The following is a 24,997-nucleotide window of genomic DNA, read 5'->3' on the forward strand; positions in this document are numbered from 1 at the left end:
ATAGTGTCAATACATGCGGTGCGGATTGAAGATGCCGGCCGGATCAAAACTCCGGGCAAGCCGCTGGTGGATGGCCGCCACGGCCGGCGCGAGCGGATGGAACACGCCGACCGCCTTGTCGCCGCCGCGAAACAGGGTCGCATGGCCACCGGCCGCCGCCACGCTTTGCCGGATGCGCTGCGCGCCGGCGGCATCCGCATCGCCATCCTGTTTCAGCCAGCGCTGGGCGCCGCCCCATTCGATCAATTGCCGGCCTTTCAAAATCACGGCGCTGGCGTGCGCCGGCAGGGACAAGCGCCACAGGCTGCCGGGCCCGGCGAAAAAGTCGTGGCTCTGCTCGCGCAGCGCGCTCCAGAAAGCCGCCGCGTCTGCCGGCGCGACGGCGTCGCCTTGCAAGCGGCGCTGCGCCGCCGTCACGGCCGCCTCGGCGCCCGACAAACGCACCGTCAGCACGCCGTCATGCCAGCAGCTGGCGGAAATCGGCAAGGGCTGGCCGCCCCATTCGTTCATCATGCGCAGCGCGGCGATTTCCGCGCACTCAAACCGAACACTCGCTTCGCGCAGCGGCAAGGGCAATACTTTCAGCGACACTTCCAGGATCAGCCCAAGGGTGCCGAGCGAGCCGGCCAGCAGGCGCGACACGTCATAGCCCGCCACGTTCTTCATCACCTGGCCGCCGAAAGCGAGGCGTTCACCCTTGCCATCCATCAGCACGGCGCCCAGCACGAAGTCGCGCACGGCGCCCGCACTGGCGCGGCGCGGCCCCGACAGCGCGCAGGCCAGCGTGCCGCCGACCGTGGCACCTGGGCCGAAGTGCGGCGGCTCGAACGCCAGCATCTGGTTGCGCGCGGCCAGCGCCGCTTCGATCTCCACCAGCGGCGTGCCGCAGCACGCGGTGATCACCAGTTCCGTCGGCTCGTAGTCGATGATGCCGGTGTATTGCCGCGTATCGAGCACCTCGCCGGCCAGCTGCTGGCCATACCAGTCCTTGCTGCCGCCGCCGCGCAGGCGCAACGGTGTGCCCGCCGCGCCGGCGTCGATGATGCGTTGCCTGAATTGTTCGGCTATTGCTTGCAAAGCGGTCTCCGGTGTGACTAAAAACGCGGCAGGTTGGCAAATGGCAGCCGGCCGGCCGTCACATGCATCTTGCCAAATTCGGCGCAGCGGTTCAGGGTGGGAATCGCCTTGTCGGGGTTGAGCAGACCATGCGGATCGAAGGCCCGCTTGACGGCAAAAAAAGCATCGAGCTCGGCGCGTGTAAATTGCACGCACATGGAGTTGATCTTTTCCATGCCCACGCCATGTTCACCCGTGATGGTGCCGCCGACGGCCACGCACAACGCCAGGATATCGGCGCCGAACGCTTCGGCGCGTTCGAATTCGCCCGGTTGATTCGCGTCGAACAGGATCAATGGATGCAGGTTGCCGTCGCCGGCATGGAACACATTGGCGCAGCGCAATCCATGCGTCGTTTCCATGGCGGCGATGCCGGTCAGCACTTGCGCCAGTTTCTTGCGCGGGATGGTGCCGTCCATGCAGTAGTAATCGGGCGAGATGCGCCCGGCGGCCGGGAACGCATTCTTGCGCCCGGACCAGAATTTCATGCGTTCGGCCTCGGTCGTTGACACGGCAATCGCGCTGGCGCCCGCCCCTTCCAGCACCGCCGTCATGCGCGCGATTTCCTCTTCCACTTCTTCGTGCGTGCCATCGGCCTCGCACAGCAGGATGGCGGCCGCGTCGATGTCGTAGCCGGCTTTCACGAACGGTTCCACCATGCGCGACGAGGTCTGGTCCATCATTTCCAGGCCGGCCGGAATGATGCCGGCAGCGATCACATTGGCCACCGCATTGCCGCCAGTAACCACGTCGCCGAACGAGGCCATGATGACACGCGCGGTGGCCGGTTTCGGCACCAGCTTCACGGTCACTTCGGTGACGATGCCCAGCATACCTTCGGAGCCGATGAATACGGCCAGCAGGTCCAGGCCCGGGGAATCGAGCGCTTCGCCGCCCAGTTCGATGATGTCGCCGTCGATGGTGGCCACGCGCACGCGCAGCACGTTGTGCACCGTCAGGCCGTATTTCAGGCAATGCACGCCGCCCGAGTTTTCCGCCACGTTGCCGCCGATGCTGCAGGCGATCTGCGAGGACGGATCGGGCGCGTAGTACAGCGCGTAGGGCGCCGCCGCTTCGGAAATGGCCAGGTTGCGCACGCCCGGCTGCACCACGGCAATGCGCGCATAGGCATCGACGCGCACGATGCGGTTCAATCGCGCCGTCGACAGCACCACGCCATCGGCGATCGGCAAGGCGCCGCCCGACAAGCCGGTGCCGGCGCCGCGCGGCACGATCGGCACCTGCAGTTCGCGGCACACGCGCAGGATGGCCAGCACTTGTTCTTCGGTATCGGGCAGGGTGACGATCATCGGCAACTGGCGGTAGGCGGCCAGGCCGTCGCATTCGTAGGGGCGCGTGTCTTCGCTGTCGGACAGCACGCTGCGCGCGGGCAGCACGGCGCGCAGGGCGGCGGCTACCGTCTGCTGGCGCGTCAGGGTAAATCCGGGTGTGGCTGCGGCAAGGTGCATGTGATGATCCGGGCAGGCATGGCGTTGCCACGATTGTAAGCACAAAAAACCGCGGGCCGCGCGTTTTTCGTCCGATTCAAGCCCAACTTTCAGCCACGTCGGCACGCAGTGTCGTATGCTGCCCTTCTTTATTGACACGACAGGATGGCAACATGGGCAAGCGACTTTCGAAAATCGCCACGCGTACGGGCGACAATGGCAGCACGGGCCTGGGCGACGGCAGCCGCACCAGCAAGGACAGCGCGCGCGTGCACGCCATGGGCGACGTCGATGAACTCAATTCCCATCTGGGCCTGTTGCTGTGTGAAGCCATGCCCGACGCCTTGCGCGAGGAACTGGTCGCCATCCAGCACGACCTGTTCGACCTCGGGGGCGAACTGTGCATTCCCGGCTACCAGCTGATCAAGGAAGAACACGTGCTGCGCCTCGACGACTTGCTGGCCAAATACAATGCGGAGCTGCCGGCGCTGGCCGAGTTCATTTTGCCGGCCGGCTCGCGCGGCGCCTCGCTGGCCCATGTGTGCCGCACCGTATGCCGGCGCGCCGAGCGCAGCATCGTGGCGCTGGCCAGTAGCGAGACCATCCATGAACACCCGCGCCAGTATGTGAACCGGCTGTCCGACCTGCTGTTCGTGCTGTCGCGCGTGCTGAATCGCTTTGCCGGCGGCGGCGATGTGTTGTGGCGGCATGACCGCGCGCGCAGCTGAGCATTTCGCACCTGCGCAGCCTCAACAAACCTGCGCCCGGCATGCAAGCTCGGGCGCGACAGGCGTGGCATGGGCACCACTGCCAAAAAATATGGCAAAAAAGTCGCCACCAATAACCCAATCAACTTAGGTTTATGCTACCATGCCTACCATATTCAGTTATGCTGGCCATCGGGTCGTGATCTACTCGAATGACCATCGGCCGGCGCATGTGCATGTGCTCGGTAGTGGCTGCGAGGCCGTATTCGAGCTAGCCTGCCCCTGGGGGCCGCCCTGCTTGCGCGAAAATTATGGTTATACGCAAAAGCACCTGGGCCGGCTTGCCGGGGCGTTGAAGACGGAACTGGGCCAGCTATGCTGGCGATGGGAGGAAATCCATGGAATTCACTGACAACGATTTTGCGCAGGCCAACGCGCGCGGCGCGGCAACAAAAGCCGCGTTTCCCGCCGCCGTGGCCGTGCACTATGACCAGCGCATCGAACGCGTCGTCATTACCCTGGCCTCGAAACTGGAAATCGCCTTTGCGCCCGGCGACGTGCCGGCCCTGGCACACGCCACGCCGGCCAGCCTGGCCGACGCCCGTATCAGCCCTTCGGGCCTGGGCATCCATTTTCCCCTGCTCGACGCCGACCTGTACCTGCCGGCCCTGCTGGAAGGCTTTCTCGGTTCGCAGCGCTGGGTGGCAAGCAACAACGGCAAGAAAGGCGGCCAGGCGCGCAGCAGCGCCAAGTCGGCAGCGGCGCGCGAAAACGGCAAGCTGGGCGGCCGTCCGCGCAAGGTGACACTGGCCGAAGAGCCGGTCAACTAACTTTATTTGGTTCGAACTTGCCGGCCTGATAATCGCGGATCGCCTGGTTGATTTCCTCGCGCGTGTTCATCACGAAGGGGCCGTGCGCCACCACCGGTTCGCCGATCGGTTGGGCATGGCCAAACAGCACCACCGCGCCTTCGGGCGCCGCAAACGCCACGCCATCACCGTCCACATCGAGCTCGACCAGGGTAAATGCCGGCACCATCTTGCCGTCCAGCGCCAACGCCCCTGTCACCACATACAAAAACACATTACGGCCACACAAGCCATCGAGTGCAAAGCGCGCGCCGGGGCGCAGTACCAGCCACGACATGAAGACCCCGGTCAGCGACTCGACCGGCCCCTTCCGCCCCCCATATTGGCCCGACACCAGGTGCAGGGTGCCCAAGCCGTCCGGCGTGGCGAGCTTGACGATGGCCTCGTCCTGCACGCCCTGGTAGCGCGGCGCCGTCATCTTCAGGCGTGACGGCAGGTTCAGCCACAGCTGCAGGATTTCCAGCGGCCCGCCGCCGCGCTTGAAGGCGGGCGGCGACAGTTCGGCATGCACCAGGCCGCTGCCGGCCGTCATCCACTGCACCCCGCCGGCGCGGATAATGCTGTCGTGGCCGGCGCTGTCGCTATGCATCAGCTCGCCTTCGAGAATGAAGGTCACGGTTTCAAAGCCGCGGTGCGGATGGGGGCCGAACGGCAAGCCGCGGTTGCCCGGCGCATAGGTCTGCGGGCCGTGGTGATTCAAAAACAGGAAAGGATCGACCTGCTCCAGCCGCGGCCCTGGCACGGGACGGCGCGTGGTGAGATCGGCGATATCGTCGCGGTAAGCCTGGTGCAGGCCCTTGATGGTTTTCATGTGCACGCTGCATCCCTAGGATGATGGAAGTTGCGGCGATTATCGCCCAATTCAGGGAACGGCGTGGCGCCGGCGCAGGCGGATGGAGGCCCAGATTCCGCGCGCATATTTTTACTGATGGCAAAATCAATATTGCCAATCCAAATCGAAATGGTTATCATTTACAAATGGCAACCGCCCCACCTCCGTCAGTTCAAGGTTTTCATGTCTTCCACCTTTACCCTGCGCCAGTCCGTGCTGGCCATCAGCCTGGCATTTGGCGCCAGCAGCACCACTCCCCTGTCCTTTGCCGCCGAGCCCGCCGCCGACGAACCGGTACACCAGGTAATGCGCGAAATACGCCTGCAAGCCGAACAGGAATCGCTGGGCGAACAAAAGCTGGACCGGCGCCAGATCGAGGCCATGAATGGCATCGACGGCAATATCACGACTTTGCTGCGCATCAATCCCAGCGTGCAGTTCGCCAACAAACAACAGGCGTCCGCCACTCAGGGCGAGCTGGCGCCGGCCGACATCAGCATCAACGGCGCCAAGTTCTACGACAATCTGTACCAGATGGACGGCATGTCGCTCAACAACGATATCGGCCCCACCAACAATCCCAACAAGGGCGTGTCCAGCACCAACAACGCCACCACGCCGCCGTCGGCCAGCCAGGGCTTTGCCATCGATACCAGCCTGCTGTGCGAGGTGACGGTGCTCGACTCGAACGTCGGCGCCGAATATGGCCGCTTCAAGGGCGGCGTGGTGAATGCCAATACCTGCGCGCCGACCCGCAAGCTGGGCGGCCAGGTGTCGGTGGAAAGCACGCGCTCGAGCTGGATGCAATACAAGCTCAACGACAGCCAGCGCGCCAGCGCGGCCAACTCCACCACCGCCGACCTGCAGCCCGAATTTGAAAAATGGACTTACCGCGCCGCGCTGCAAGGCAAGCTGAGCGACAACTTCAGCCTGATCGGCAGCTTCGTGCGCAAGACCTCCGAAATTCCCCTGAACGGCTATGGCAACGGCTTGCAAAGCAGCAGCGACGCCAACCGCAAGGTGCAAAAGCGCGGCAACGACAATGCCTTCGTGCGGGCCTTCTGGACCATCAGCCCCGGCGTGAAGGCCGACCTGTCGCTGATGCATGCGCCGTCCAGCGGCGACCACTTCATCGCCAATACGAAGGACAGCAGCTTTCACCTGAAAAGCGGCGGCAGCGGCGTCAACCTGGGCCTGGTCCATCCCGTGGACTGGCTAGGCGGCGCCACCATGGACCATCGACTGAGCTGGAAGAGCATGGACAGCTCGCGCAGTGCCGACTCCAGCATCTGGAAAGCCTGGCGCTATTCCTCCGAAAAAAACTGGGGCGTCAAGACCGGCACCAATGCCACCGGCTGGGCCAGCAACGAAGGCGGTTTCGGCAATGTGGACCAGGAGCAGGAAAACATCGATTACAAGGGCAAGCTGAAGTGGGACCCGGTGACCTTCCTGGGCGCCTCGCACGCCTTCCAGGCGGGATTGGAACTGGGCCAGCAGCGCAGCAGCTATGTGCGCCACACGCAATACGAGCAATACCAGGGATCGATCAATATCAATAGCTGCGCCCTGGTGGGCGGCGGCGTCGACACGCAGTATTGTTCCATGGCCACGCCCTGGAATGCGGCGTCCACCGTGCGCGGCCAGTACCTGGCGCAGCAGATTATCTATTATGCGGGTTCTTACGAACTGAGCAACAAGACGCGCGCCGTCCACCTGCAGGACGACATCAAGGCCGGCGACGTGCGCCTGCGTCTGGGCGCGCGCTACGATGACGACGAGCTGTCGCCGAAAGCCACCTTCGCGCCGCGCCTGTCGGCCACCTGGGACGTGGGCGGCCACGGCACGACGCAGCTCGAGTTCGGCGCCAACCGCTACTACGGCCGCAATTTCTTCGAGTTTTATGCCCGCGCCAAGCGCATGGCGCTGCAGGCCTCGCCGCAGACGCGCCGGCTGTCGAACGGCGTGCTGACCACCTGGGGTCCGCCGGAAATGGCCACCAACTGGTCCTGGATCAAACTGGGCGACATGAAGTCGCCCTACACCGACGAGAAAATGCTGGGCGTCAGCCAGCAATGGGGCGGCATGAAATGGAGCGCCAAGCGCGTGCTGCGCGCCGGGCGCGACGAGCTGGTGTATCACGTGGTATCGGCCGCCAATTTCTACTGGGACAATGTGGGCCATACCAACAGCAAGCTGTGGACGGTGTCGGCGGAAACCGTGCGGCCGCTGCAGTGGGCCGGCACCTCGACCCGGGTGCAGTTTGGCGTCGACAAGACGCACACCAACAGTTCGCACGCCGATTACGAGACCACCGTGCGCAATATCGACAACGGCCTGGACGGCTACGTATATTACAAGGGCAAGTTCATGCTGTTGACCGACATGCCAGCCACCAACTACAACCGGCCCTGGACGGCGCGCCTGCTGCTGTCGACCGACGTGCCCGCCTATCGCCTGAAGCTCGACAATTTCCTGCGCGTGCGCGGGCCGGAAAGCGGCCTGGTCAGTACTGGTGAAAGCAAGCTGTTCGACGGCGGCGTGGCCACCGTGTTCGAAGACGCCACGGTCGGCAAGTCCATCAGCTGGGACATGCGGGTGCAATATGCGCTGCCGAAGACGGGGCCGGGCGAGGGCTATGTCAACCTGGCGGTGGAAAACGTGACCAACCGCAGCAATCCCCTGTATGCATCGGCCGAGATCGTCTATGAAAAAGGGCGCCAGTTCACGCTGGAACTGGGCTACCGCTTCTGATGAGACACATGAAGAAAGCGGCGGCGGCCGCCCTGCTGGCGGGCGGTGCCCTGTTGCCGGGGCTGGCCAGCCAGGCGCAGGAAAACCCTACCGCACCCTGCACGACAGAAAAGGGCTGGGACGGCGCCTGCCTGCGCCAGGCGTATGCCGGGCCCATCGCCGGCTGGCCACGGCCGCAGGTGCCCACGGGCATTACGCCGGCGCAGCTGGCGCCCGTCTCGGCCATCGCCGTGCCGCCCGTGTCACCGAAAGTAGTGGCGCTGGGCCAGCGCCTGTTCGCCGATCCGCGTTTGTCGCGCTCGAATGCGGTGGCCTGCATCAGCTGCCACCATCCGGCCCACAGCTTTGCCGACAACAAGCGCAATTCCATCGGCCATGAAGGACGTCCGGGCCAGCGCAATACGCCGGGCCTGCTGGGCGTGGGCCAGCTCAAATCGCTGTTCTGGGATGGCCGCGCGGCCAGCCTGGAAGTGCAAGCGCTGGGGCCCTTGGGCCATGCCGACGAAATGGCGATGGATGTGCCGGCGCTGGCGGCCAAGCTGGCCCGGCTGGACGACTACAACAAGCAGTTCGACGCCGCTTTCGGCCAGGCGGGCGGCGTGACCCTGGCGCGCATTTTAAATGCGCTGGCCGGCTACCAGCGTACCCTGCTGCCGCCGGCCACGCGTTTTGACGCCTTCATGCAAGGCGAACGCACGGTATTGAACGACCGCGAACTGCTGGGCCTGCACCTGTTCCGCACCAAGGCGCGCTGCATGACCTGCCACAGCGGCGCCTTGCTGACGGACCAGCAATTCCACAATCTGGGGCTGTCCTTTTATGGCCGCAAGAAACACGAAGACCTGGGCCGCTACCTGGTCACGGGCCAGGCGCAGGATGTGGGCAAATTCCGCACGCCGTCGCTGCGCGGCGTGGCGCAATCGGGACCGTGGATGCACAACGGCCTGTTTCCCCAATTGGCGGGGGTGCTGAACCTGTATAACGCGGGCATGTCGCGGCCCCTGCCGCGCAATGCGGAGCAGGCGGCAGACCCGAAGTTTCCCGTCACCTCGCCCCTGCTGCAGCGCTTGCAGCTGACACGCGATGAAATCACGGCCCTGAAGAGCTTCCTGGAAGTGCTGTAGCGCCCAGTTGCTGGCGCAGCAAAATGCGCAGCATCAGTACCTGCGCCACCGCATCGGCCTGCAGCGGACTCAGGTCCGTGGCCTGGCAGTCGCCGGGGGCAGGCACCTCCCTGTCGCCGCGCAGCAAGGCGTCGATTTCGCCGCCCACGGCAGCAATCCACTGTTGCAGCACCGGCGTGGCGGGCGCGGCGTCGGGACTGAGGCTGATGCGCGCCGTGCTGCCGGCCACCCGGCGCAGCAGCGGCAAGGTACGCAAGGCGGCGAGGCCGACGCCGGCGCTGCGGTCCAGGCGGCGCTCGATGCGCAGGCGCTGCAGCACCTGCTCGGCGTTATTGCTGGCCAGGCCCGCTTCGCGGCGCTGGCGCGCGATCGTCGGGTCCCATTTGCCGCCCGCCGCCAGCACCGCCAGCAGGTATTTCAGGTTGGCCGAGACGGCGCCGGCCAGGCGCGGTTCCAGGTCGTCCGCTTCGCGGTCGGGCCACAAGAAAAACGTCGCCAGCAAGGCCAGCACGCAGCCCAGCACATTGTTGCCCAGGCGGCTCAGGGCATACGCCATTTCGCTGGCCGGCATGGCGTAATCGGCCACCAGCACAAAGGCCGGCGTCATGAACATCACATGCAGGCTGTAGCTGACGCGGCGCAGCGCCATGGTGGCGACGATCAGCGGAAACACCACCAGCGAGATCGCCAGCGGCGTGTGGATCACCAGGCCGATCAGCACCGCCAGCAGCGCCCCCAGGATGCTGCCGGCCACCCGCTCCATGCCGCGCGGCCAGGTGGTCGACACGGACGGCTGCAGTATCAGCAAGGTGGCCATGGTGGCCCAGTAGCCAAACGGAATGTGCAGCAGCTCGACCAGCAGGAAGCCGGTGGTGGTGGCCAGCGACACGCGCGCCGCATGGCGCCAGCCCAGCGACTGCAGGGTGGCGTTGCCGCGCAGGGTATACCAGCCCTGCGACAAGGCCTGCGCCGCCGCCTGCCGCCATGGCAGGCGCTCCGCGCGCGGCAAGTCGAGCTGCATGAATTCCACGTTCAGGCGCAGCGGCAGCAAGGCGCCCAGCGCCGCTTCCAGGCGCCTGCCGCAGGCGGCCAGGCGGCGCTGCAGCAACAAGGGCGGGGTTTCCGGCTGGCGCCGCAAGGCCAGCCCCAGGCGGCGCAGCAGCAGCGCCATCGCCTCGAGGCTGCGCCGCGCGCGCGGATCGTGGCGCAGGCGCTGCCGTTCGCGCTCGCAGGAATGGGTGACGGCGATCAGATAGGCGAAGATGCGCTCGGCGTCGCTGAGCGCCAGCAGCAGGTTGTCGAACAGCGCGCTGTTGCCGGCGCGCGCAGGCGGTACGGCGGCCAGCGCCACCCGCGCCGCTTCCAGCGCGGCGCGCGCCTGCGAGCGGTAGCTGGCGCCATGCGCGCCGGCGCCGGCCATGGCGTCGGCCTGCGCCAGGTAGCGCGCATTGTCGCGTGCGATGCCGGCCAGGCGCAGATACGCGCTGCGGATCGCCTGCCGGCTGGGGCCGTAAGGGTGGATGCGCCAGACGGTAAAGCTCAGCAAGGTGGCAAACAGGCAACCGAACAAATAAATCGCCAGGAAAGGCAGTGCCTGCGCCGCCGACTGCAGCGGATGGGTGACCATCACCACGCAGGCGGTGGCGGCCAGGATCGCCACCTGCGCGCTGGCGGCGCCCCAGATGCGCGCCAGCGCGCCGGCCCAGGAAAACACCAGCACGGCCAGGGCGGCGGCGGCCACGCCATGGCCGGCTGCCAGCGCCGCCACGCCACCGGCAAACGTCGACAGCAGGCCAAAGCCCAGCATCGACACGAAACGCATGCGGCGCGTGCCGGCCGCGTCGGCCAGGCAGGTCCAGAAAGCGCCGATGGCGGCCCAGGAAAAATCGGGATGATCGAACAGCAGGCCCAGGGCCAGCATGGCGCTGGCCGCGCAGGCGGCGCGCAAGCCTTCGGACAGATTCGTTTCGTCGATGGCCAGGGTCACCATCCACAGCGGACGGCGCTGCGCCAGCCGGTCACCAAGACCATGCAGGGCCGCCGCCCAGCGCCCCGCCCGGCCGGTCCACCGGCGATGAAGTTGCTTCAATTTCACTGCGCGCCCCTGACCCTGCCAAAGTTCTTGTCTGACAGGTATTGTAAGGGGCGCGCGCCGGCGGCGGCAGCGTGAAACTACGTAGAGCTATCCCTTCGTGGCGCCGAACGTCAGCCCTGCCACAAAATGCTTCTGCATCAGGAAGAACATCAGCACCGACGGCAGGGCCGCCAGGATGGAGCCGGCCGAGACCAGGTTCCAGGCCGTGGTCCACTGCCCTTTCAGGCCCGCCACGCCGACGGTGATCGGCGCCGCGCTGTCGCCTTGCGTCAGACACAGGGCCCAGAAGTAGTCATTCCACACAAAGGTAAATACCAGGATGCCGAGCGCGGCCAGGGCAGGCCGGATCAGCGGCAGAATCACTTTGGTAAAAATGGTCCATTCGCCGGCGCCCTCGATGCGCGCCGCCTCGATCAGCTCGAACGGCAGCTGCTTGATGAAGTTACGCAGGAACAAGGTGCAAAACCCGGTCTGGAACGCCACATGGAACAGCACCAGGCCCTGCACCGTGTTGAACACGCCAAACTCGAGCGACATATTGCGCACCGGGATCATCAGTATTTGCACGGGCACGAAGTTACAGGCGACAAAGGTGGCGAACAAAAAGGTGTTGCCCTTGAACTTGTAGGTCGACAGCGCAAAACCGGCCATCGCCGCCAGCGCGATCGAACCGATCACCGATGGCACCGTGATCAGCACGCTGTTCCAGAAATAATGCAGCATCGGCGAAGCCGTCAGCGCTTCGTGGTAATTGGCCCACAGCGACAGGTCGCGCGGCCAGCCCCAGTAATTGCCTTCCATCAGTTCTTCGGTGGAGCGCAGGGACGTCACCAGCACGGCGATCATCGGCAGCAGCCAGATCACCAGCGCCAGCGGCAGCGACAATTTGTACAGGCGCCGGTTCCACGGCTTCCATTTCTCGACAGGCATGGGATACATGGCGGCCCCTTATTGTTCAGTGCGCAGCATGCGCTTGAGGTGATACACGATATACACCAGCATCATCGCGAACAGCACCACGGCGACGGCGGCCGAATAGCCCTGGCGGTAATACTTGATGGCCTGGTCGTACGAGTAATAGGCCAGCACGGTCGAGCTTTCAAACGGCCCGCCGCCGCTCATCACGGAGATCAGGTCGAAGCTGCGCAGCGCGCCGATAATGGTCACCACCACGGCCATGAAGGTGCTGGGGCGCAGTTGCGGCAGGATCACGTGGACCAGCATCTTCCAGCCCTTGGCGCCTTCCATGCGCGCCGCCTCCACCTGTTCCGAATTGATCGAGGTGAGACCCGTCAGGAACAGGATCATGCAATACGCCGTCTGCGGCCACAAGGCGGCGAAGATGATGCCGTAGGTCACATAGCGCGGATCGCCCAGCACCGGCACGCCGTGGCCGAGGATCAGGGCCAGCAGGCCGAAGGTGGGGTCGTAGAACCAGCTGAAGATCAGGCCCACCACCACGCCCGACAGCACGAAGGGGGCGAAGAACAGCGACTTGACCAGGCGGATGCCGCGCACCTGCTGGTTCAGGTACAGGGCCACCGCCAGGCCGGCGGGCGGCGCCAGCAGGAACAATACCAGCCACAAGAAATTGTTTTTCAGGGCCGTGAAGAAGGTATCCGTATGAAACAGTTCCTGGTAATTGGCCAGGCCGACGAAGGTCTTCTGCGCCAGTCCATCCCACTCGAAAAAGCTCAGGTAGATGGTGTACAGGATCGGGTAGACCACGTACAGCCCGACCAGCAGACAGGCCGGCGCCAGGAACAGCGCGGCGGCGCGGTGCCGCTTGAAGGCGGGCGCGGCCCACCAGCGCACGGGCCGGCGTGGCGCCTGCAGCTTGGCGCCGCCGGCGCCCAGGGTAGAAGTATGCATGTCGTCAGCCTGGCGTGGTCATCACGATTTTTTGTAGATGCGCTTGCGCGTACGTTCCAGCTGCGCCAGGATGTCATCGAGCGCGTTCGGATCGTTGATGAATTTCTGCATGCCCTTCATGCCTTCATCGGCCATTTCCTTGGTCATGTCGCGGTCATAGAACTGCGCGATGCCGCCCTTGGTATTGGACAGGATGTCGAAGCCGATACGCGAAATCGGTTCTTCCGGCGGCGCCGATTTGCTGTTGGCCGGCAAGGAACCCAGGCCGTCGGCCAGCTTGGCGCTGATGGCCGGCGTGCCGACAAACGCCAGGAAGCGGCGCGCATCGACCTTGTTCTTGGCGCGGCTCGGAATATGCAGCGACTCGATCGGGCCTTCCTCGGCGCCGGTGATGGCCGGGTCGATGGCCGGGAACTGGAAGTAGCCCATCACTTCCTTCTGTTTCGGCGGGAAGCCCTTGGCGATAAAGGTCCCCATCAGCATCATCGCCGCCTTGCCCTGGAACACGAACGGTTGCGCCGCATCGAGGTCGTAAGACAATGGATTGTCGATGAAGTATTTATTGTCGAGCAAGGTCTTCCAGGTGGTGTAGACCTTTTTTACGCGCGGGTCGGTGTACGGCACTTCGCCGTTCATCAGCTGCTGGTGAAAGGCATAGCCGTTGATGCGCAGGTCGAGGTAGTCGAACCAGCCGGCCAGGGTCCAGGCGTCGCGGCCGCCGACGGCGATCGGGCTGATGCCGGCCGCCTTTAGCTTCTTGTTCGCCTCCATGAATTCGGCCCAGGTCTTCGGCTCGCCGGCGATGCCCGCCTTCTGGAACAGGTCCTTGCGGTAGAACATGCCCCACGAGTAGTAGACGGTCGGCATGGCGTACTGCTTGCCCTTGTACGACGAGGCTTCCTTGCTCGATGCGTAGGTCTCGTCCCATTTGTTTTTCGCCCAGTCGCCGCTCAAGTCCTCGAACAGGCCGCGGCTGGCGTAATACGCCATGCGCTCGCCGTTGTGCCAGGTGACGATGTCGGGCGCCTGGCTCGACAGCCAGTTCGGCAGCTGGATCTTGTAGGCCTCCTCGTCGACGAAGGCCACCTTCAGCTCCACGTCCGGGTTGGCTTTCTTGAATTCGTCGAGCGTCGACTGCCAGACGGTGCGCTGGCTGGCGCCCTTGAAGGCGATGTTCACGGCCAGGGTGCCGGCTTGCGCCACGGTGGCGAACAGGGTCGCCGATATGAGTCCTGCTTGCAGCATGCGTTTCATTGTGTCTCCTCAGTTTTATCAAGCTAGTTTTTATCAAGAACTACGACAGCTTGCGGATCTGGCGTCCGCTTATGACTGGAATACCGATACCCCTTGCGGCGGCACTTGCGCCGCGCCGATCACGAACCTCGCTTGCGGCGGGTGCGGCGCATCAAGCGGCGCATCGCCATAATTGAAGACATACGTCAGGTCGCCGCGGCGGCTGATGCGCACACCATCGGCCAGGCGCGTCACCGGCAAGTCCGCTTCCCTGGCCACCGACGCCAGGTAGTCGCGCAGCAGCGGCTCGTCAAAGATGCCCGCCAGGTAATGCAGGCTTCCGCTGCGCACGATGGCCGGATGGCCGTCGTCAAACGTCGCCACCACCGTGGTATCGCCGGCCACCTCGATCAGGTCACGCCAGATGCGCGCCTGGCCCTGCTGCGATCCCCACTGCACCGGCACCAGGGTGGTCGGGCGCATGGCGTCGACGCGCCATACACGCATCGGCAAGTGCTGCGCCAGCGGGCCCGGTCCCAGGTTGGCGGGTATGCACAGGTCCACCGTTTTCGAACCGCTGCGCGGCGCGAACACGACATGGGCGCCGCTGTCCTGCAAGCGCTGCGGCAAGTCGTCCGGCAGCACCGGCAGCGGCGGCACCACGATCAGGCGGTAGCCCTCGAAGTTGCTCGAGGTCGGAATCACGTCGACGTCGAAACCGAGCGAGCGCAGGGCGGAATAATATTCGAATACCAGCGGGCCATATTGGAAATCCTGGGCCTGCGGATGTACTTCGAACAGCCACTTGGCTTCGTAGTCGAATACCAGCGCGACTTTGGTCGAGACCGTGGCATTTTGATTCGCAATCAATTGCAGCTCCTGCGACACCTGCGCCGCTTCGGCGCCGCCGATATCGAGCAGATTATCCGGCGTGTTCAGGCCCGCATGCAGCTGCTCCTGGCCGAACGGGCACTGGCGCCAGCGGAAATACGAGACGCAGCCGGCGCCGTGGGCGAACGCTTCCCAGCTCCACAGGCGCACCATGCCGGGCAGCGGCGCCGGATTCCACTTGGCCCAGTTGACCGGGCCAGGCTGCTGTTCCATCACCCAGAACGGCTGTTTCGACATACCGCGATATAAATCATGGTTGAACGAGGCGAAGTCGGGGTGGCCGGTACGCAGCCAGCGCGCCTTCAGTTCGGGCGAGAACCAGAATTCCTCCAGCGCGCCCAGCGGATAGCTGTCCCAGGTGGCCGCATCGAGGTCGGCCGCGACCGGATAATGGTCGAACTCAAAAAAGTTCTGCATGAAGTTATGCACCATCACGCGGCCCGGCGCATGGCGGCGCAAGATCTCGACCTGCATGCGGTTGTAGCGCGTCACTTCGCTCGACGCAAAACGGCGGTAGTCCATGCGGTGCGAGGGGTGCGCTTCGGTGACGGTGCCGACCGGCGCATCGATCTGGTCGAAACTCGTATATTCCATGCTCCAGAACACCGTGCCCCAGGCGGCATTGAGTGCTTCGATGCTGGTGTAGCGCGCGCGCAGCCAGTCGCGGAAACGCGCCACGGCGTCGGCCGAATAGCTGACCACCGTCTGGTGGCAGCCATATTCATTGTCGGTCTGCCAGGCGGTAACGGCCGGATGGTTGCCGTAGCGCTCGGCGAGCAGGGTGACGATGCGCTGCGAGGCCTCGAAATAGGCGTTCGACGAAAAATCGTAGTGGCGGCGCGAACCGAAGGCGCGCGCGCGGCCGTCGGCGCCGACCGGCAGGATATCGGGATGCAGGTCGATCAGCCACTTCGGCGGCGTGGCCGTCGGCGTCGACATCACCACTTCCAGGCCGGCCGCGCCCAGCACGTCGATGGCGCGGTCCAGCCAGGCCCACTGCAGCTGGCCCGCTGCCGGTTCGATGCGGCTCCAGGCAAATTCGCCGATGCGCACCTGGGCGATGCCAAGCGCCTTCATGCGCCGCGCATCGTCCTCCCACATCGATTCAGGCCAATGTTCGGGGTAGTAACAGACTCCTAAGCGCATGCGATCTCCTGTGCAAGATGTGGGGGATGGAACGGTGCGGCGACGGCGTTGCCATCGTCGGTAAACAAATGGCAGTGCTGCGCCAGCATGCCCAGGGTCAGCTCGGCGCCGGCCTCGGTGGCGACATTGCCGGGCGCCTTGGCCAGCAGCGGCTCGCCGCCGGCCTGCTCGAAATGCAGATAGGTCTGTTCGCCCAGGCGCTCGACCAGCATCACCCTGCGCACCAGGCGATTACTCTCTTGCGGCGCCAGCAGCAGGTGCTCCGGCCGCACGCCGACGCAGACGCCCTGCCCGGCGCTCAAGGCGCGGCCATCGGCGGCAATGGTAATGGTTTCACCCGTGTGCTCGAGCGTGACGCGCACGGCGGCGGCATCGCCCGCGACCACCCTGGCCGGCAGGAAATTCATTTGCGGCGAACCGATAAAGCCGGCCACGAAGCGGCTGTTCGGACGGTGGTACAGCTCCAGCGGCGAGCCGACCTGGGCGATGCTGCCCAGGCGCTGCACGTCGGGGCCGGCGCGCAACAGCACGATCTTGTCGGCCAGGGTCATCGCCTCGACCTGGTCGTGCGTCACGTAGACCACGCTGGCGTCGACGAACTGCTTGTGCAGGCGGGCGATCTCGATGCGGGTCTGGCCGCGCAAGGTGGCGTCGAGGTTGGACAGCGGTTCGTCGAACAGGAACACGCCGGGGCGGCGCACGATGGCGCGGCCGATCGCCACGCGCTGGCGCTGGCCGCCGGACAACTGCTTCGGTTTGCGTTCCAGCAGTTCGTCGAGCTGCAGCACGCGCGCCGCTTCGCGCACGCGCCGGTCCAGCTCGTCTTTTGGCGTCTTGGCCAGCTTGAGGCCGAAACCGATATTGTCGTACACCGACATGTGGGGAAACAGCGCATAGCTCTGGAACACCATCGCCACGCCGCGCTCGGCCGGTGGCACATCGTTCATCAATTCGCCGGCGATGCGCAGTTCGCCGCCGGACAAGTCTTCCAGGCCGGCGATCATGCGCAGCAAGGTCGACTTGCCGCAGCCCGAGGGGCCCAGAAAGACGCAGAATTCATGTTCGCCGATGTCGAGGTCGACGTTGCGGATCACCGCCGCGCCATTGCCATACGACTTCTGCACCGCCTTGAGGGTAATGCTTGCCATTCCTGGTCTCCAGTAGGTTAAGCGCTTAACCAAGCTATCTAAAAAAAGTGCCAGGCTGGCCAGGCACGCTCTTTTAAGTATTTTTTTTATGATTATGGTTTCGGATACGCTCGTTTGAACCGAATATACCAAAGGATTTTTTTTCAGGCAATCTAATCCTGTGACGCATTGCAGCAATCGTGACCCCAGTCCAGGCGGACATTGACAGCGGCCGCCTAACCCTGTTGAATGCAGGCATGCTACCGATGCCTCCACCATGACCACCCTGTCCCAAGTCGCCCAGCGCGCCGGCGTGACCTCCGCCACCGTCTCGAACGTCCTGCGCCAGCGCGGCAAGGTCGGCGCCGACACGCGCGCGCGCGTGCTGGCCGCCGTCGAAGCGCTGGGCTACCGGCCGCACCTGACGGCGCGTGCGCTGGCCGAAGGCCGCGCCCCCACCTTGGCGCTGATGGTGTCGAGCATCGCCAATCCGTTTTACCCCGAATACGCGCTGGCGGCCGAACAGGCGGCGCGCCAGCATGGCCGCTTCCTGATCGTCTGCAATACCAACGACGACCGCGCCATCGGCCGCGCCTACCTGGACCAGATCGCCGGCACCCTGGCCGACGGCGTGCTGGTGATGAATGCCGACCCGTCGCTGGACGATCTGAAGGCAACCGAGCGGCGCGGCGCCACCGTGGTGCTGGGCATGTGGGAAAAGCCGCACCAGCCGCCGGGCCTGCCGTGCGTGGCGGTCGATTTTCACTTGGCCGGCGCGCTGGCCGCGCGCCATCTGATCGCGCTGGGCCACCGCAGCATCGGCGTGCTGGTCGGCGGTGCGAATGGCGTGCATGCCGAGCGCGAACGCGGTTTCAACGATGCGCTGGCTGAACTGGGCCATGCGGACGCGGTGGTGCGGACCATCCGCGTGCACGATTCGGTGGAGGGAGGCTTGCAGGCCGGTGCGGCCATGCTGGCGGCCATGCCATCGATCACGGCGGTGTTTGCCACCAATGACTTGCCGGCGCTGGGCCTGATGCATGCGGCGGCCGACCTGGGCATCAAGGTGCCGCAGCAGTTGTCGGTAATCGGCCTGACGGATATCCACGGTGCGCACCAGGCACGCCCCGCGTTGACGACGGTGGCGGTACCGACCGCCGAAGCGGCCAGCCTGGCCATCGCGCTGCTGCTGGAACTGATTGCCAGTCCGCAGGCGCAGGCGCCGATGCGCATCGCACCGCCGCCGCAGTTGGTGGTGCGCGCCTCGACGGCCCCGCCAAACCCGGTGGTCGGTAGGTCGGATTAGCGCTTCGCGCGTAATCCGACAACATTGTTGACGCCAGCGGTGGTGTCGGATTACGCGCTTGCGCGCTAATCCGACCTACGAGCTGACCACGGCCAGGCGCGGCTGCGCGCCGCCGAAGCGCTGTTCGATCGACGCGGCGATGCCGGCACCGTCCAGCCCCACGCCTTTGAGCAACTGCACCGGGTCGCCATGGTCGATGAACTGGTCGGGCAGGCCCAGCATCAGGATAGGCTTGACGATACCCTCGGCGGCCAGCGCTTCGGCCACGGCCGAGCCGGCGCCACCCATGATGGCGCCCTCTTCCACCGTCACCAGGTAGTCATGGTCAGCGGCCAACTGCTTGACCAGGGCCACGTCGAGCGGCTTGACGAAGCGCATGTTGGCCACCGTCGCGTCGAGCTGGGTACCGGCCGCCACGCTCGGCGCCACCATCGAGCCAAACGCCAGGATGGCGATCTTCTTGCCCTGGCGTTTGATTTCGCCCTTGCCGATCTCCAGGCTGGCCAGTTCCGGCACGATGGCCGCGCCGGCGCCGGCGCCGCGTGGATAGCGGATCGCCGCCGGCCCCGGGTAGTAATAGCCGGTGGTCAGCATTTGCCGGCATTCGTTTTCATCCGAGGCGGCCATGATGACCATGTTCGGGATGCAGCGCAGGAAAGCCATGTCATAGTTACCGGCGTGCGTGGCGCCATCGGCGCCGACCAGGCCGGCGCGGTCCAGCGCGAACGTCACGTCCAGGTTTTGCAGCGCCACGTCGTGGATCAGCTGGTCGTAGGCGCGCTGCAGGAAAGTGGAATAGATCGCCACCACCGGTTTGAGGCCTTCGCAGGCCAGGCCGGCGCCAAACGTCACCGCGTGCTGCTCGGCGATGCCGACGTCGAAATAGCGGTTCGGATACTGCTGTTCGAACTTGACCATGCCCGAGCCTTCGCGCATGGCCGGCGTGATGCCCACCAGGCGCTTGTCGTGCGCGGCCATGTCGCACAGCCAGTTGCCGAACACTTCCGTGTACGTCATCTTGCCCGGCGCGCTGGCCGGCTTGATGCCTTCCAGCGGATTGAACTTGCCGGTGCCGTGGTACAGGATGGGCTCGGCCTCGGCCAGCTTGTAGCCCTGGCCTTTTTTCGTGACCACGTGCAGGAACTGCGGGCCTTTCAGCTGCTTGATGTTCTGCAGGGTCGGGATCAGCGAATCGAGGTCGTGGCCATCGATGGGGCCGATGTAGTTGAAACCGAATTCCTCGAACATGGTGGCGGGCACCACCATGCCTTTCGCGTGTTCTTCAAAACGTTTTGCCAGTTCCAGCACCGGGCCCGGCAAGACGGATTTGCCGACGTTTTTCGCGGCCGCATAGAACTGGCCCGACATCAGGCGCGCCAGGTGGCGGTTCAGCGCGCCCACCGGCGGCGAGATCGACATGTCGTTGTCGTTCAGGATCACCAGCAGGTTGACGTCTTCCTGCACGCCCGCATTGTTCATCGCCTCGAAGGCCATGCCGGCCGTCATCGAGCCGTCGCCGATCACGGCGATCGCATGCAGCGGATCGCCCTTGATCTTGGCCGCCTGCGCCATGCCCAGCGCGGCCGAGATCGAGGTCGACGAATGGGCCGTGCCGAAGGTGTCGTATTCGCTTTCGTCGCGTTTCGGGAAACCCGAAATGCCGTCCTTCTGGCGCAGGGTATGCATGCGTCCGCGACGGCCGGTGAGGATCTTGTGGGTATAGGTCTGGTGGCCCACGTCCCACACGATGCGGTCGTGCGGCGTGTTGAATACGTAATGCAGGGCCACGGTCAGCTCGACCGTGCCCAGGTTGGACGACAGATGGCCGCCCGTTTTCGACACGGAGTCGAGCAAAAAGCTGCGCAGTTCCTGTGCCAGCGGCACCAGTTGCGAACGCGCCAGCTGGCGCACTTGCGCCGGTTCATTGATGGTTTCTAACAGTTTCATTTAAGCCTTCCGCTGCACGACCAGGTCCGCCAGCTCGCGCAGGCGGCGTGCCTTGTCCCCGAATGGCGCCAGCGCCGCATGGGCGTCGCACCGCAATTGTTCTGCCAGGGCCTTTGACGGCTCCAGGCCCAGTATCGATACATAGGTCGGCTTGTTGGCCGCCGCATCCTTGCCTGCCGTCTTGCCCAGGGTGGCCGAATCGGCCGTGGCGTCGAGCACATCGTCAACCACCTGGAACGCCAGCCCCACCGCCTTCGCATAGGCGTCGAGCGCCGTCATGTCGCCCGGTTCCAGATCCTTGCCGGCCAGCGCGCCGAGCACCACGGCCGCGCGCAGCAGCGCCCCCGTCTTCAACTGATGCATCTGTTCCAGCTGCTCCAGCGACAAGGCCAGGCCCACGCTGTCGAGGTCGATCGCCTGGCCGCCGCACATGCCGGACGAACCGGACGCCTGCGCCAGCAGCCGTATCATTGCCATCTGCCGCCCCGGCGCAATCGCCGCGCCTTCGGCCAGGATGGTGAACGCCTGCGACTGCAGCGCGTCGCCGACCAGCAAGGCGGTCGCTTCATCGTAGGCGACGTGTACGGTAGGCTTGCCACGGCGCAATTCATCGTCATCCATGCAGGGCATGTCGTCATGCACCAGCGAATACACATGTATCATTTCCAGCGCGCAAGCGGCGCGCGCCAGCGTCGCGGCATCGGCATCGAACAGCTCGCCGGCCGCCATCACCAGCAGCGGGCGCACGCGCTTGCCGCCACCGAGCAGCGCATAGCGCATGGCCGCGTGCAGCTTGTGCGGCACGGCGTCAGGCGCGGGCAGGAACTGGTCGAGCGCGCTTTCCACGCCGGCCTGGGTGGTCTGCATCCAGTCGCCGAAGGTCATGCCGGCCGTTATTACCGCGCTCATTGCAAGGCCTCGCCATCGGCAAACGGTTTCAGCATGTCGCCTTCGAGCACCTTGACTTGCGCCTCGACGCCGTCAAGCTGGCCGGCGCAGTACTTGACCAGTTCGGAGCCGCGCTGATATGCCGCGACCGACGCTTCCAGCGGCAACTGGCCCGCTTCCATTTGGGTGACCAGCTGAGCAAGCTCGGCCATGGCCTCTTCAAACGAGGCCGGCACAGCTGCAGTAACAGCGGCAGCGGCAGTTATTTTCTTGGACATAAACTCAGATCTTTTCGTGGCACGGGGGGCTTGCCGGGGGATGCCGGGAATACCCGGCCAGCATAGTAGCGTTATTTTAGAACAAACCACTGTCTTAAGTGAAAACTAAAGCGCGCGCGGCGTGCTCAAAGCAAGACAGATGGCCCGTTTGGCGGTGGATTTTGACGAAACCGCCCCCATCTGCGCGAAAACCTGTGGCAAAGCAGCGTTTTCTTGACGAGCGGGCCGAATACTCCCGTTTTTGTCAGGGCTTTTGGCATGGATGGGGCCGATTCACGCTATAATCGCCGGTTCTGTCCGAAATACCGTTTCAACCAATTTGAATTCAGGTCTTTGCGGATTCTTTCTCTCTGTAGCGCTGGCCCAGGGGATGACCCGGGAAGCTGCTGACCGTTGTACATATTATGGGGGGTTGGGATGTCCGATCTGGCTACTCACGCCAAGCTGGCGCGTTCAAACGCGCAACTTCCGGTCCACGTCTATTTTGACGAAACGCTGTTGCAGCGTGAAATGCAGCAATTGTTCCATGCCGGCCCGCGCTATATCGGGCACGAGCTGATGGTGCCCGAAACGGGCGACTTTGCCACCCTGGCGTCCGAAAACGAAGGACGCATGCTGGTGCGCAACGCCAATGGCATCGAAGTGCTGTCCAACGTGTGCCGTCACCGGCAGGCGCTGATGTTCAATGGCCGTGGCAATGCGAACAATATTGTCTGCCCGCTGCACCGCTGGACCTACGACCTCAAGGGTGAATTGATCGGTGCGCCGCACTTCCCCGAGACGCCGTGCCTGAACCTGTCGAAAACGCCGCTGCAAAGCTGGAACGGCCTGCTGTTCGAGCAGAACGGCTACAACGTGATGGAAAAGTTGAAAGACTTGTCCGTCTCGAAAGATCTCGATTTTTCCGGCTACATGTTCGACCACGTGGAAATCCACGAATGCGACTACAACTGGAAGACCTTCATCGAAGTCTACCTCGAGGATTATCACGTCGAACCGTTCCATCCGGGCCTGGGCAGCTTTGTCAGCTGTGACGACCTGCGCTGGGAATTCGGCAAAGATTACAGCGTGCAGACGGTGGGCGTGCACCGCGGCCTTCAGCATTCGGGCTCGGCCGCCTACAAGAAATGGCAGGAGCAGGTGCTGCAGTTCCGTGGCGGCGAACCGCCGCCGTATGGCGCCATCTGGCTGACCCTGTATCCGAACATTATGGTCGAGTGGTATCCGCATGTGCTGATCGTGTCGACCCTGTGGCCCGATGGTCCGCAAAAGACGCGCAACGTGGTCGAGTTCTATTACCCGGAAGAAATCGTGCTGTTCGAGCGCGAGTTCATCGAAGCCGAACGCGCCGCCTACATGGAAACCTGCGTCGAGGACGATGAAATCGCCCTGCGCATGGATGCCGGGCGCAAGGTGCTGATGGCGCGCGGCGTCAGCGAAGTCGGCCCCTACCAGTCGCCGATGGAAGACGGCATGCAGCACTTCCACGAATGGTATCGCGACAATATCGAACTGTAGTTTCCAGGGCCGCCGCGTGCGGCCTTTTTTTATCCTCACGTTTTCCAGGAATCAGATGCAATCACTTTGGATGCTGTTTGCCAGCTTTATGTTCGCCATCATGGGCGTGTGCGTGAAGATCGCCTCGGACATGTACTCGACGTCCGAGATCGTCATGTATCGCGGCATCATCGGCATCACCGTGATGACCTGCACCATCCTGTATCAAGGCGGCAGCTTCAAGACCGGCATGTGGGGACAGCATCTGTGGCGCGGCGTGGTCGGCGTGGTCGCCCTGTGGCTGTGGTTTTACGCGATCGCCATTTTGCCGCTGGCCACCGCCATGACGCTGAACTACATGGCGCCGATCTGGATCGCCGTGATCCTGCTGGCCGGCGGCTGGTGGAAAGCCTCCCAGCAGGTCGAGTGGCCGCTGGTGGCGGCAATCGCCATGAGCTTTGTCGGCGTCACCCTGCTGCTGCAACCGGTATTTGAAACCGACCAGGCGGCTGGCGCCATCACGGCATTGATCTCCGGCATGCTGTCGGCGCTGGCATATTTGCAGGTAAGGAAACTTGGCCTGCTGGGCGAACCCGAATACCGGGTGGTGTTTTACTTTTCCATCGTCAATTTCGTCGCCGGCGTGATCGGCCATGTGGCCAGCGCAGGCGGCGGCCCCGTGGTCTGGCATGCACATACCAGCGCCTATGGCGTGGGCCTGCTGGCCGCCATCGGCCTGTGCGCGACCATGGCGCAGATGGCGATGACGCGCGCCTACCGCCTGGGCAAGACGCTGGTGGTGGCCAACCTGCAATATACGGGCATCGTGTTTTCCAGCTTCTGGGGCGTGGTGATCTTCGGCGACCTGTTCGACTGGCACGGCTGGGCCGGCATCGGCATCATTCTCGCTTCCGGCATTGCCGCCACCTATTACAATACCCGCAACACCGCCCGTGGCGCCGCGATTGCGCGCACGGATCCGATTGCCAGCGAAGTGTGAAGGAGCAATGCTTGAACTACACCACCTTGATCAGTGCCAGCGAACTGGCCAGCCACCTGAACGACAGCAACTGGGCCATTTTTGACTGCCGCCACGACCTGCTGCAACCCACGGCCGGCAGCGACGCATTTGCGGCCGGGCATATTCAAAATGCGCAGTTCGCCAATATCGACACCGACCTGTCCGGCGCGAAAGCCCCGGCCGGCACGACCTTCACGGGCCGCCATCCGCTGCCCGACCGCAACACCTTGATCGCCACCCTGCGCGGCTGGGGTATCGATGACGACACGCAAGTGGTGGCCTACGATGGCCAGGGCGGCATGTTCGCCGCGCGGCTGTGGTGGCTGCTGCGCTGGATCGGCCACGCCAACGTGGCCGTGCTCGACGGCGGCCTGGCCGCCTGGCAGGCGCAGGGCTTGCCGGTGGTGACGCCCGTGGCGCCGCGCCCGGCGGGCAATATCACGGAACAAGCCAGCCTGGCGCGCACCGTCAGCGTGCAGGATGTCGTGGCGAATCTGGCCACGCAGGAGCTGCAGGTGCTCGACGCGCGCGCGCCCGACCGTTTCCGTGGCGAAAACGAAACCATCGATCCCGTAGGCGGCCATATCCCGGGCGCGAAAAGCCGCTTCTTCAAGGACAACCTGCAGCCCGACGGCCGCTTCAAGCCGGCCCGGGAACTGGAACAGGAATTCGCCGGCCTGATCGGCAAACCCGAATCCGCCATCATGCAATGCGGCTCGGGCGTGACCGCCTGCCACAACCTGCTGGCGCTGGAAGTGGCGGGTTTGCCAGGCGCCGCTCTGTATCCGGGTTCGTGGAGCGAATGGTGCGCCGATCCGGCGCGGCCGGTGGCGACCGGTAATCCATAAC

The 24,997-nt window shown here is 64.5% G+C and carries 21 protein-coding genes; 9 read left to right on the forward strand and 12 right to left on the reverse strand.

The genetic code is table 11. The annotated features are described in order from the left end of the window. Positions 1 to 6 precede the first annotated feature (6 nt). A complete protein-coding gene (gene glcE / locus ACP7B7_RS11230; protein ID WP_426076723.1) occupies positions 7 to 1,077 on the reverse strand; it encodes a glycolate oxidase subunit GlcE in 1,071 nt (356 codons plus the stop codon). A 17-nt stretch (positions 1,078 to 1,094) separates the two neighbouring features. Further along, complete coding sequence (locus ACP7B7_RS11235) at positions 1,095 to 2,585, reverse strand: FAD-linked oxidase C-terminal domain-containing protein (protein ID WP_426076724.1); 1,491 nt, start codon at positions 2,583 to 2,585, stop codon at positions 1,095 to 1,097. Positions 2,586 to 2,737: 152 nt separating this feature from the next. On the opposite strand from ACP7B7_RS11235, the gene ACP7B7_RS11240 reads away from it, so the two are divergent. The 3 genes from ACP7B7_RS11240 to ACP7B7_RS11250 all read left to right on the forward strand — a co-directional run bounded on the left by ACP7B7_RS11240 (position 2,738) and on the right by ACP7B7_RS11250 (position 4,101). Then, a complete protein-coding gene (locus tag ACP7B7_RS11240) occupies positions 2,738 to 3,292 on the forward strand; it encodes a cob(I)yrinic acid a,c-diamide adenosyltransferase (protein ID WP_308923881.1) in 555 nt (184 codons plus the stop codon). 142 nt (positions 3,293 to 3,434) lie between these two features. Next, positions 3,435 to 3,683, forward strand: coding sequence for a DUF4160 domain-containing protein (locus tag ACP7B7_RS11245; RefSeq protein ID WP_374694233.1), 249 nt, complete (start codon positions 3,435 to 3,437; stop codon positions 3,681 to 3,683). Next, positions 3,670 to 4,101: a DUF2442 domain-containing protein gene (locus ACP7B7_RS11250; RefSeq protein WP_426076725.1), complete on the forward strand. Its 432-nt coding sequence runs from the start codon at positions 3,670 to 3,672 to the stop codon at positions 4,099 to 4,101. Before ACP7B7_RS11245 ends, ACP7B7_RS11250 begins: the two co-directional genes overlap by 14 nt. On the opposite strand, the gene ACP7B7_RS11255 is transcribed toward ACP7B7_RS11250, so the two are convergent. Continuing rightward, positions 4,094 to 4,951, reverse strand: coding sequence for a pirin family protein (locus ACP7B7_RS11255; RefSeq protein WP_426076726.1), 858 nt, complete (start codon positions 4,949 to 4,951; stop codon positions 4,094 to 4,096). The two genes, ACP7B7_RS11250 and ACP7B7_RS11255, sit on opposite strands and share 8 nt — an antisense overlap. A gap of 204 nt (positions 4,952 to 5,155) precedes the next feature. Here ACP7B7_RS11255 and ACP7B7_RS11260 point away from each other — a divergent pair, with 204 nt between their 5' ends. Further along, the gene (locus ACP7B7_RS11260; protein WP_426076727.1) at positions 5,156 to 7,723 is read left to right on the forward strand and encodes a hypothetical protein; all 2,568 of its coding nucleotides are present in this window, start codon (positions 5,156 to 5,158) and stop codon (positions 7,721 to 7,723) included. 8 nt (positions 7,724 to 7,731) lie between these two features. After that, entirely contained in the window at positions 7,732 to 8,847 is a 1,116-nt protein-coding gene (locus ACP7B7_RS11265; RefSeq protein ID WP_426076728.1) for a cytochrome-c peroxidase, read from the forward strand. On the opposite strand, the gene ACP7B7_RS11270 is transcribed toward ACP7B7_RS11265, so the two are convergent. The 6 genes from ACP7B7_RS11270 to ACP7B7_RS11295 form a co-directional block, all read right to left on the reverse strand. Further along, on the reverse strand, positions 8,813 to 10,936 hold the full coding sequence (locus ACP7B7_RS11270; protein ID WP_426076729.1) for an FUSC family protein: 2,124 nt from the start codon (positions 10,934 to 10,936) through the stop codon (positions 8,813 to 8,815). The genes ACP7B7_RS11265 and ACP7B7_RS11270 overlap by 35 nt on opposite strands. Positions 10,937 to 11,029: 93 nt before the next feature. Continuing rightward, on the reverse strand, positions 11,030 to 11,881 hold the full coding sequence (locus tag ACP7B7_RS11275) for a carbohydrate ABC transporter permease (RefSeq protein ID WP_308923876.1): 852 nt from the start codon (positions 11,879 to 11,881) through the stop codon (positions 11,030 to 11,032). A 9-nt stretch (positions 11,882 to 11,890) separates the two neighbouring features. Then, a complete protein-coding gene (locus tag ACP7B7_RS11280; protein WP_308923875.1) occupies positions 11,891 to 12,814 on the reverse strand; it encodes a carbohydrate ABC transporter permease in 924 nt (307 codons plus the stop codon). Positions 12,815 to 12,835: 21 nt separating this feature from the next. Further along, positions 12,836 to 14,068, reverse strand: coding sequence for an ABC transporter substrate-binding protein (locus ACP7B7_RS11285; protein WP_426076730.1), 1,233 nt, complete (start codon positions 14,066 to 14,068; stop codon positions 12,836 to 12,838). Between the two features lie 69 nt (positions 14,069 to 14,137). Next, positions 14,138 to 16,084, reverse strand: coding sequence for a beta-galactosidase (locus ACP7B7_RS11290; RefSeq protein WP_426076731.1), 1,947 nt, complete (start codon positions 16,082 to 16,084; stop codon positions 14,138 to 14,140). Further along, a complete protein-coding gene (locus ACP7B7_RS11295) occupies positions 16,075 to 17,232 on the reverse strand; it encodes an ABC transporter ATP-binding protein (RefSeq protein ID WP_308923872.1) in 1,158 nt (385 codons plus the stop codon). Before ACP7B7_RS11295 ends, ACP7B7_RS11290 begins: the two co-directional genes overlap by 10 nt. Positions 17,233 to 17,488: 256 nt before the next feature. Between ACP7B7_RS11295 and ACP7B7_RS11300 the strand changes: the two genes are divergently transcribed. Then, on the forward strand, positions 17,489 to 18,517 hold the full coding sequence (locus ACP7B7_RS11300) for a LacI family DNA-binding transcriptional regulator (RefSeq protein WP_426076732.1): 1,029 nt from the start codon (positions 17,489 to 17,491) through the stop codon (positions 18,515 to 18,517). A gap of 75 nt (positions 18,518 to 18,592) precedes the next feature. Here ACP7B7_RS11300 and dxs read toward each other — a convergent pair whose 3' ends face one another. The 3 genes from dxs to ACP7B7_RS11315 are packed head-to-tail and all read right to left on the reverse strand — an operon-like array spanning position 18,593 to position 21,630. Beyond that, entirely contained in the window at positions 18,593 to 20,464 is a 1,872-nt protein-coding gene (gene dxs, locus ACP7B7_RS11305; protein ID WP_426076733.1) for a 1-deoxy-D-xylulose-5-phosphate synthase, read from the reverse strand. Beyond that, positions 20,465 to 21,373 carry a polyprenyl synthetase family protein gene (locus ACP7B7_RS11310; protein WP_426076734.1) on the reverse strand — a complete coding sequence of 303 codons (909 nt, stop codon included), beginning with the start codon at positions 21,371 to 21,373 and terminating at the stop codon, positions 20,465 to 20,467. It abuts the gene before it with no gap. Next, a complete protein-coding gene (locus ACP7B7_RS11315; RefSeq protein WP_426076735.1) occupies positions 21,370 to 21,630 on the reverse strand; it encodes an exodeoxyribonuclease VII small subunit in 261 nt (86 codons plus the stop codon). The genes ACP7B7_RS11310 and ACP7B7_RS11315 overlap by 4 nt, the downstream gene beginning before the upstream one ends. Positions 21,631 to 22,047: 417 nt before the next feature. Here ACP7B7_RS11315 and ACP7B7_RS11320 point away from each other — a divergent pair, with 417 nt between their 5' ends. Genes ACP7B7_RS11320 through ACP7B7_RS11330 form a run of 3 tightly spaced genes read left to right on the forward strand, consistent with a single transcriptional unit; the run spans position 22,048 to position 24,996 of the window. Continuing rightward, positions 22,048 to 23,148, forward strand: coding sequence for an aromatic ring-hydroxylating oxygenase subunit alpha (locus ACP7B7_RS11320; protein ID WP_426076736.1), 1,101 nt, complete (start codon positions 22,048 to 22,050; stop codon positions 23,146 to 23,148). Positions 23,149 to 23,203: 55 nt separating this feature from the next. Beyond that, positions 23,204 to 24,127: a DMT family transporter gene (locus ACP7B7_RS11325; RefSeq protein WP_426076737.1), complete on the forward strand. Its 924-nt coding sequence runs from the start codon at positions 23,204 to 23,206 to the stop codon at positions 24,125 to 24,127. 11 nt (positions 24,128 to 24,138) lie between these two features. Continuing rightward, entirely contained in the window at positions 24,139 to 24,996 is an 858-nt protein-coding gene (locus tag ACP7B7_RS11330; RefSeq protein WP_426076738.1) for a sulfurtransferase, read from the forward strand. Position 24,997: the final 1 nt, after the last annotated feature.

It is taken from the genome of Janthinobacterium sp. PSPC3-1 (assembly GCF_049896105.1).
In the GTDB taxonomy this organism is placed as follows: Bacteria; Pseudomonadota; Gammaproteobacteria; order Burkholderiales; family Burkholderiaceae_D; genus Janthinobacterium.

Bases quoted from the DNA above. Each gene is read 5' to 3' on its own strand.
- ACP7B7_RS11235 (WP_426076724.1), bottom strand. From the start codon at position 2,585: ATGCACCTTGCCGCAGCCACACCCGGATTTACCCTGACGCGCCAGCAG.
- ACP7B7_RS11240 (WP_308923881.1), top strand. From the start codon at position 2,738: ATGGGCAAGCGACTTTCGAAAATCGCCACGCGTACGGGCGACAATGGC.
- ACP7B7_RS11245 (WP_374694233.1), top strand. From the start codon at position 3,435: ATGCCTACCATATTCAGTTATGCTGGCCATCGGGTCGTGATCTACTCG.
- ACP7B7_RS11250 (WP_426076725.1), top strand. From the start codon at position 3,670: ATGGAATTCACTGACAACGATTTTGCGCAGGCCAACGCGCGCGGCGCG.
- ACP7B7_RS11255 (WP_426076726.1), bottom strand. From the start codon at position 4,951: ATGAAAACCATCAAGGGCCTGCACCAGGCTTACCGCGACGATATCGCC.
- ACP7B7_RS11260 (WP_426076727.1), top strand. From the start codon at position 5,156: ATGTCTTCCACCTTTACCCTGCGCCAGTCCGTGCTGGCCATCAGCCTG.
- ACP7B7_RS11265 (WP_426076728.1), top strand. From the start codon at position 7,732: ATGAAGAAAGCGGCGGCGGCCGCCCTGCTGGCGGGCGGTGCCCTGTTG.
- ACP7B7_RS11275 (WP_308923876.1), bottom strand. From the start codon at position 11,881: ATGTATCCCATGCCTGTCGAGAAATGGAAGCCGTGGAACCGGCGCCTG.
- ACP7B7_RS11280 (WP_308923875.1), bottom strand. From the start codon at position 12,814: ATGCATACTTCTACCCTGGGCGCCGGCGGCGCCAAGCTGCAGGCGCCA.
- ACP7B7_RS11285 (WP_426076730.1), bottom strand. From the start codon at position 14,068: ATGAAACGCATGCTGCAAGCAGGACTCATATCGGCGACCCTGTTCGCC.
- ACP7B7_RS11290 (WP_426076731.1), bottom strand. From the start codon at position 16,084: ATGCGCTTAGGAGTCTGTTACTACCCCGAACATTGGCCTGAATCGATG.
- ACP7B7_RS11295 (WP_308923872.1), bottom strand. From the start codon at position 17,232: ATGGCAAGCATTACCCTCAAGGCGGTGCAGAAGTCGTATGGCAATGGC.
- ACP7B7_RS11300 (WP_426076732.1), top strand. From the start codon at position 17,489: ATGACCACCCTGTCCCAAGTCGCCCAGCGCGCCGGCGTGACCTCCGCC.
- dxs (WP_426076733.1), bottom strand. From the start codon at position 20,464: ATGAAACTGTTAGAAACCATCAATGAACCGGCGCAAGTGCGCCAGCTG.
- ACP7B7_RS11310 (WP_426076734.1), bottom strand. From the start codon at position 21,373: ATGAGCGCGGTAATAACGGCCGGCATGACCTTCGGCGACTGGATGCAG.
- ACP7B7_RS11315 (WP_426076735.1), bottom strand. From the start codon at position 21,630: ATGTCCAAGAAAATAACTGCCGCTGCCGCTGTTACTGCAGCTGTGCCG.
- ACP7B7_RS11320 (WP_426076736.1), top strand. From the start codon at position 22,048: ATGTCCGATCTGGCTACTCACGCCAAGCTGGCGCGTTCAAACGCGCAA.
- ACP7B7_RS11325 (WP_426076737.1), top strand. From the start codon at position 23,204: ATGCAATCACTTTGGATGCTGTTTGCCAGCTTTATGTTCGCCATCATG.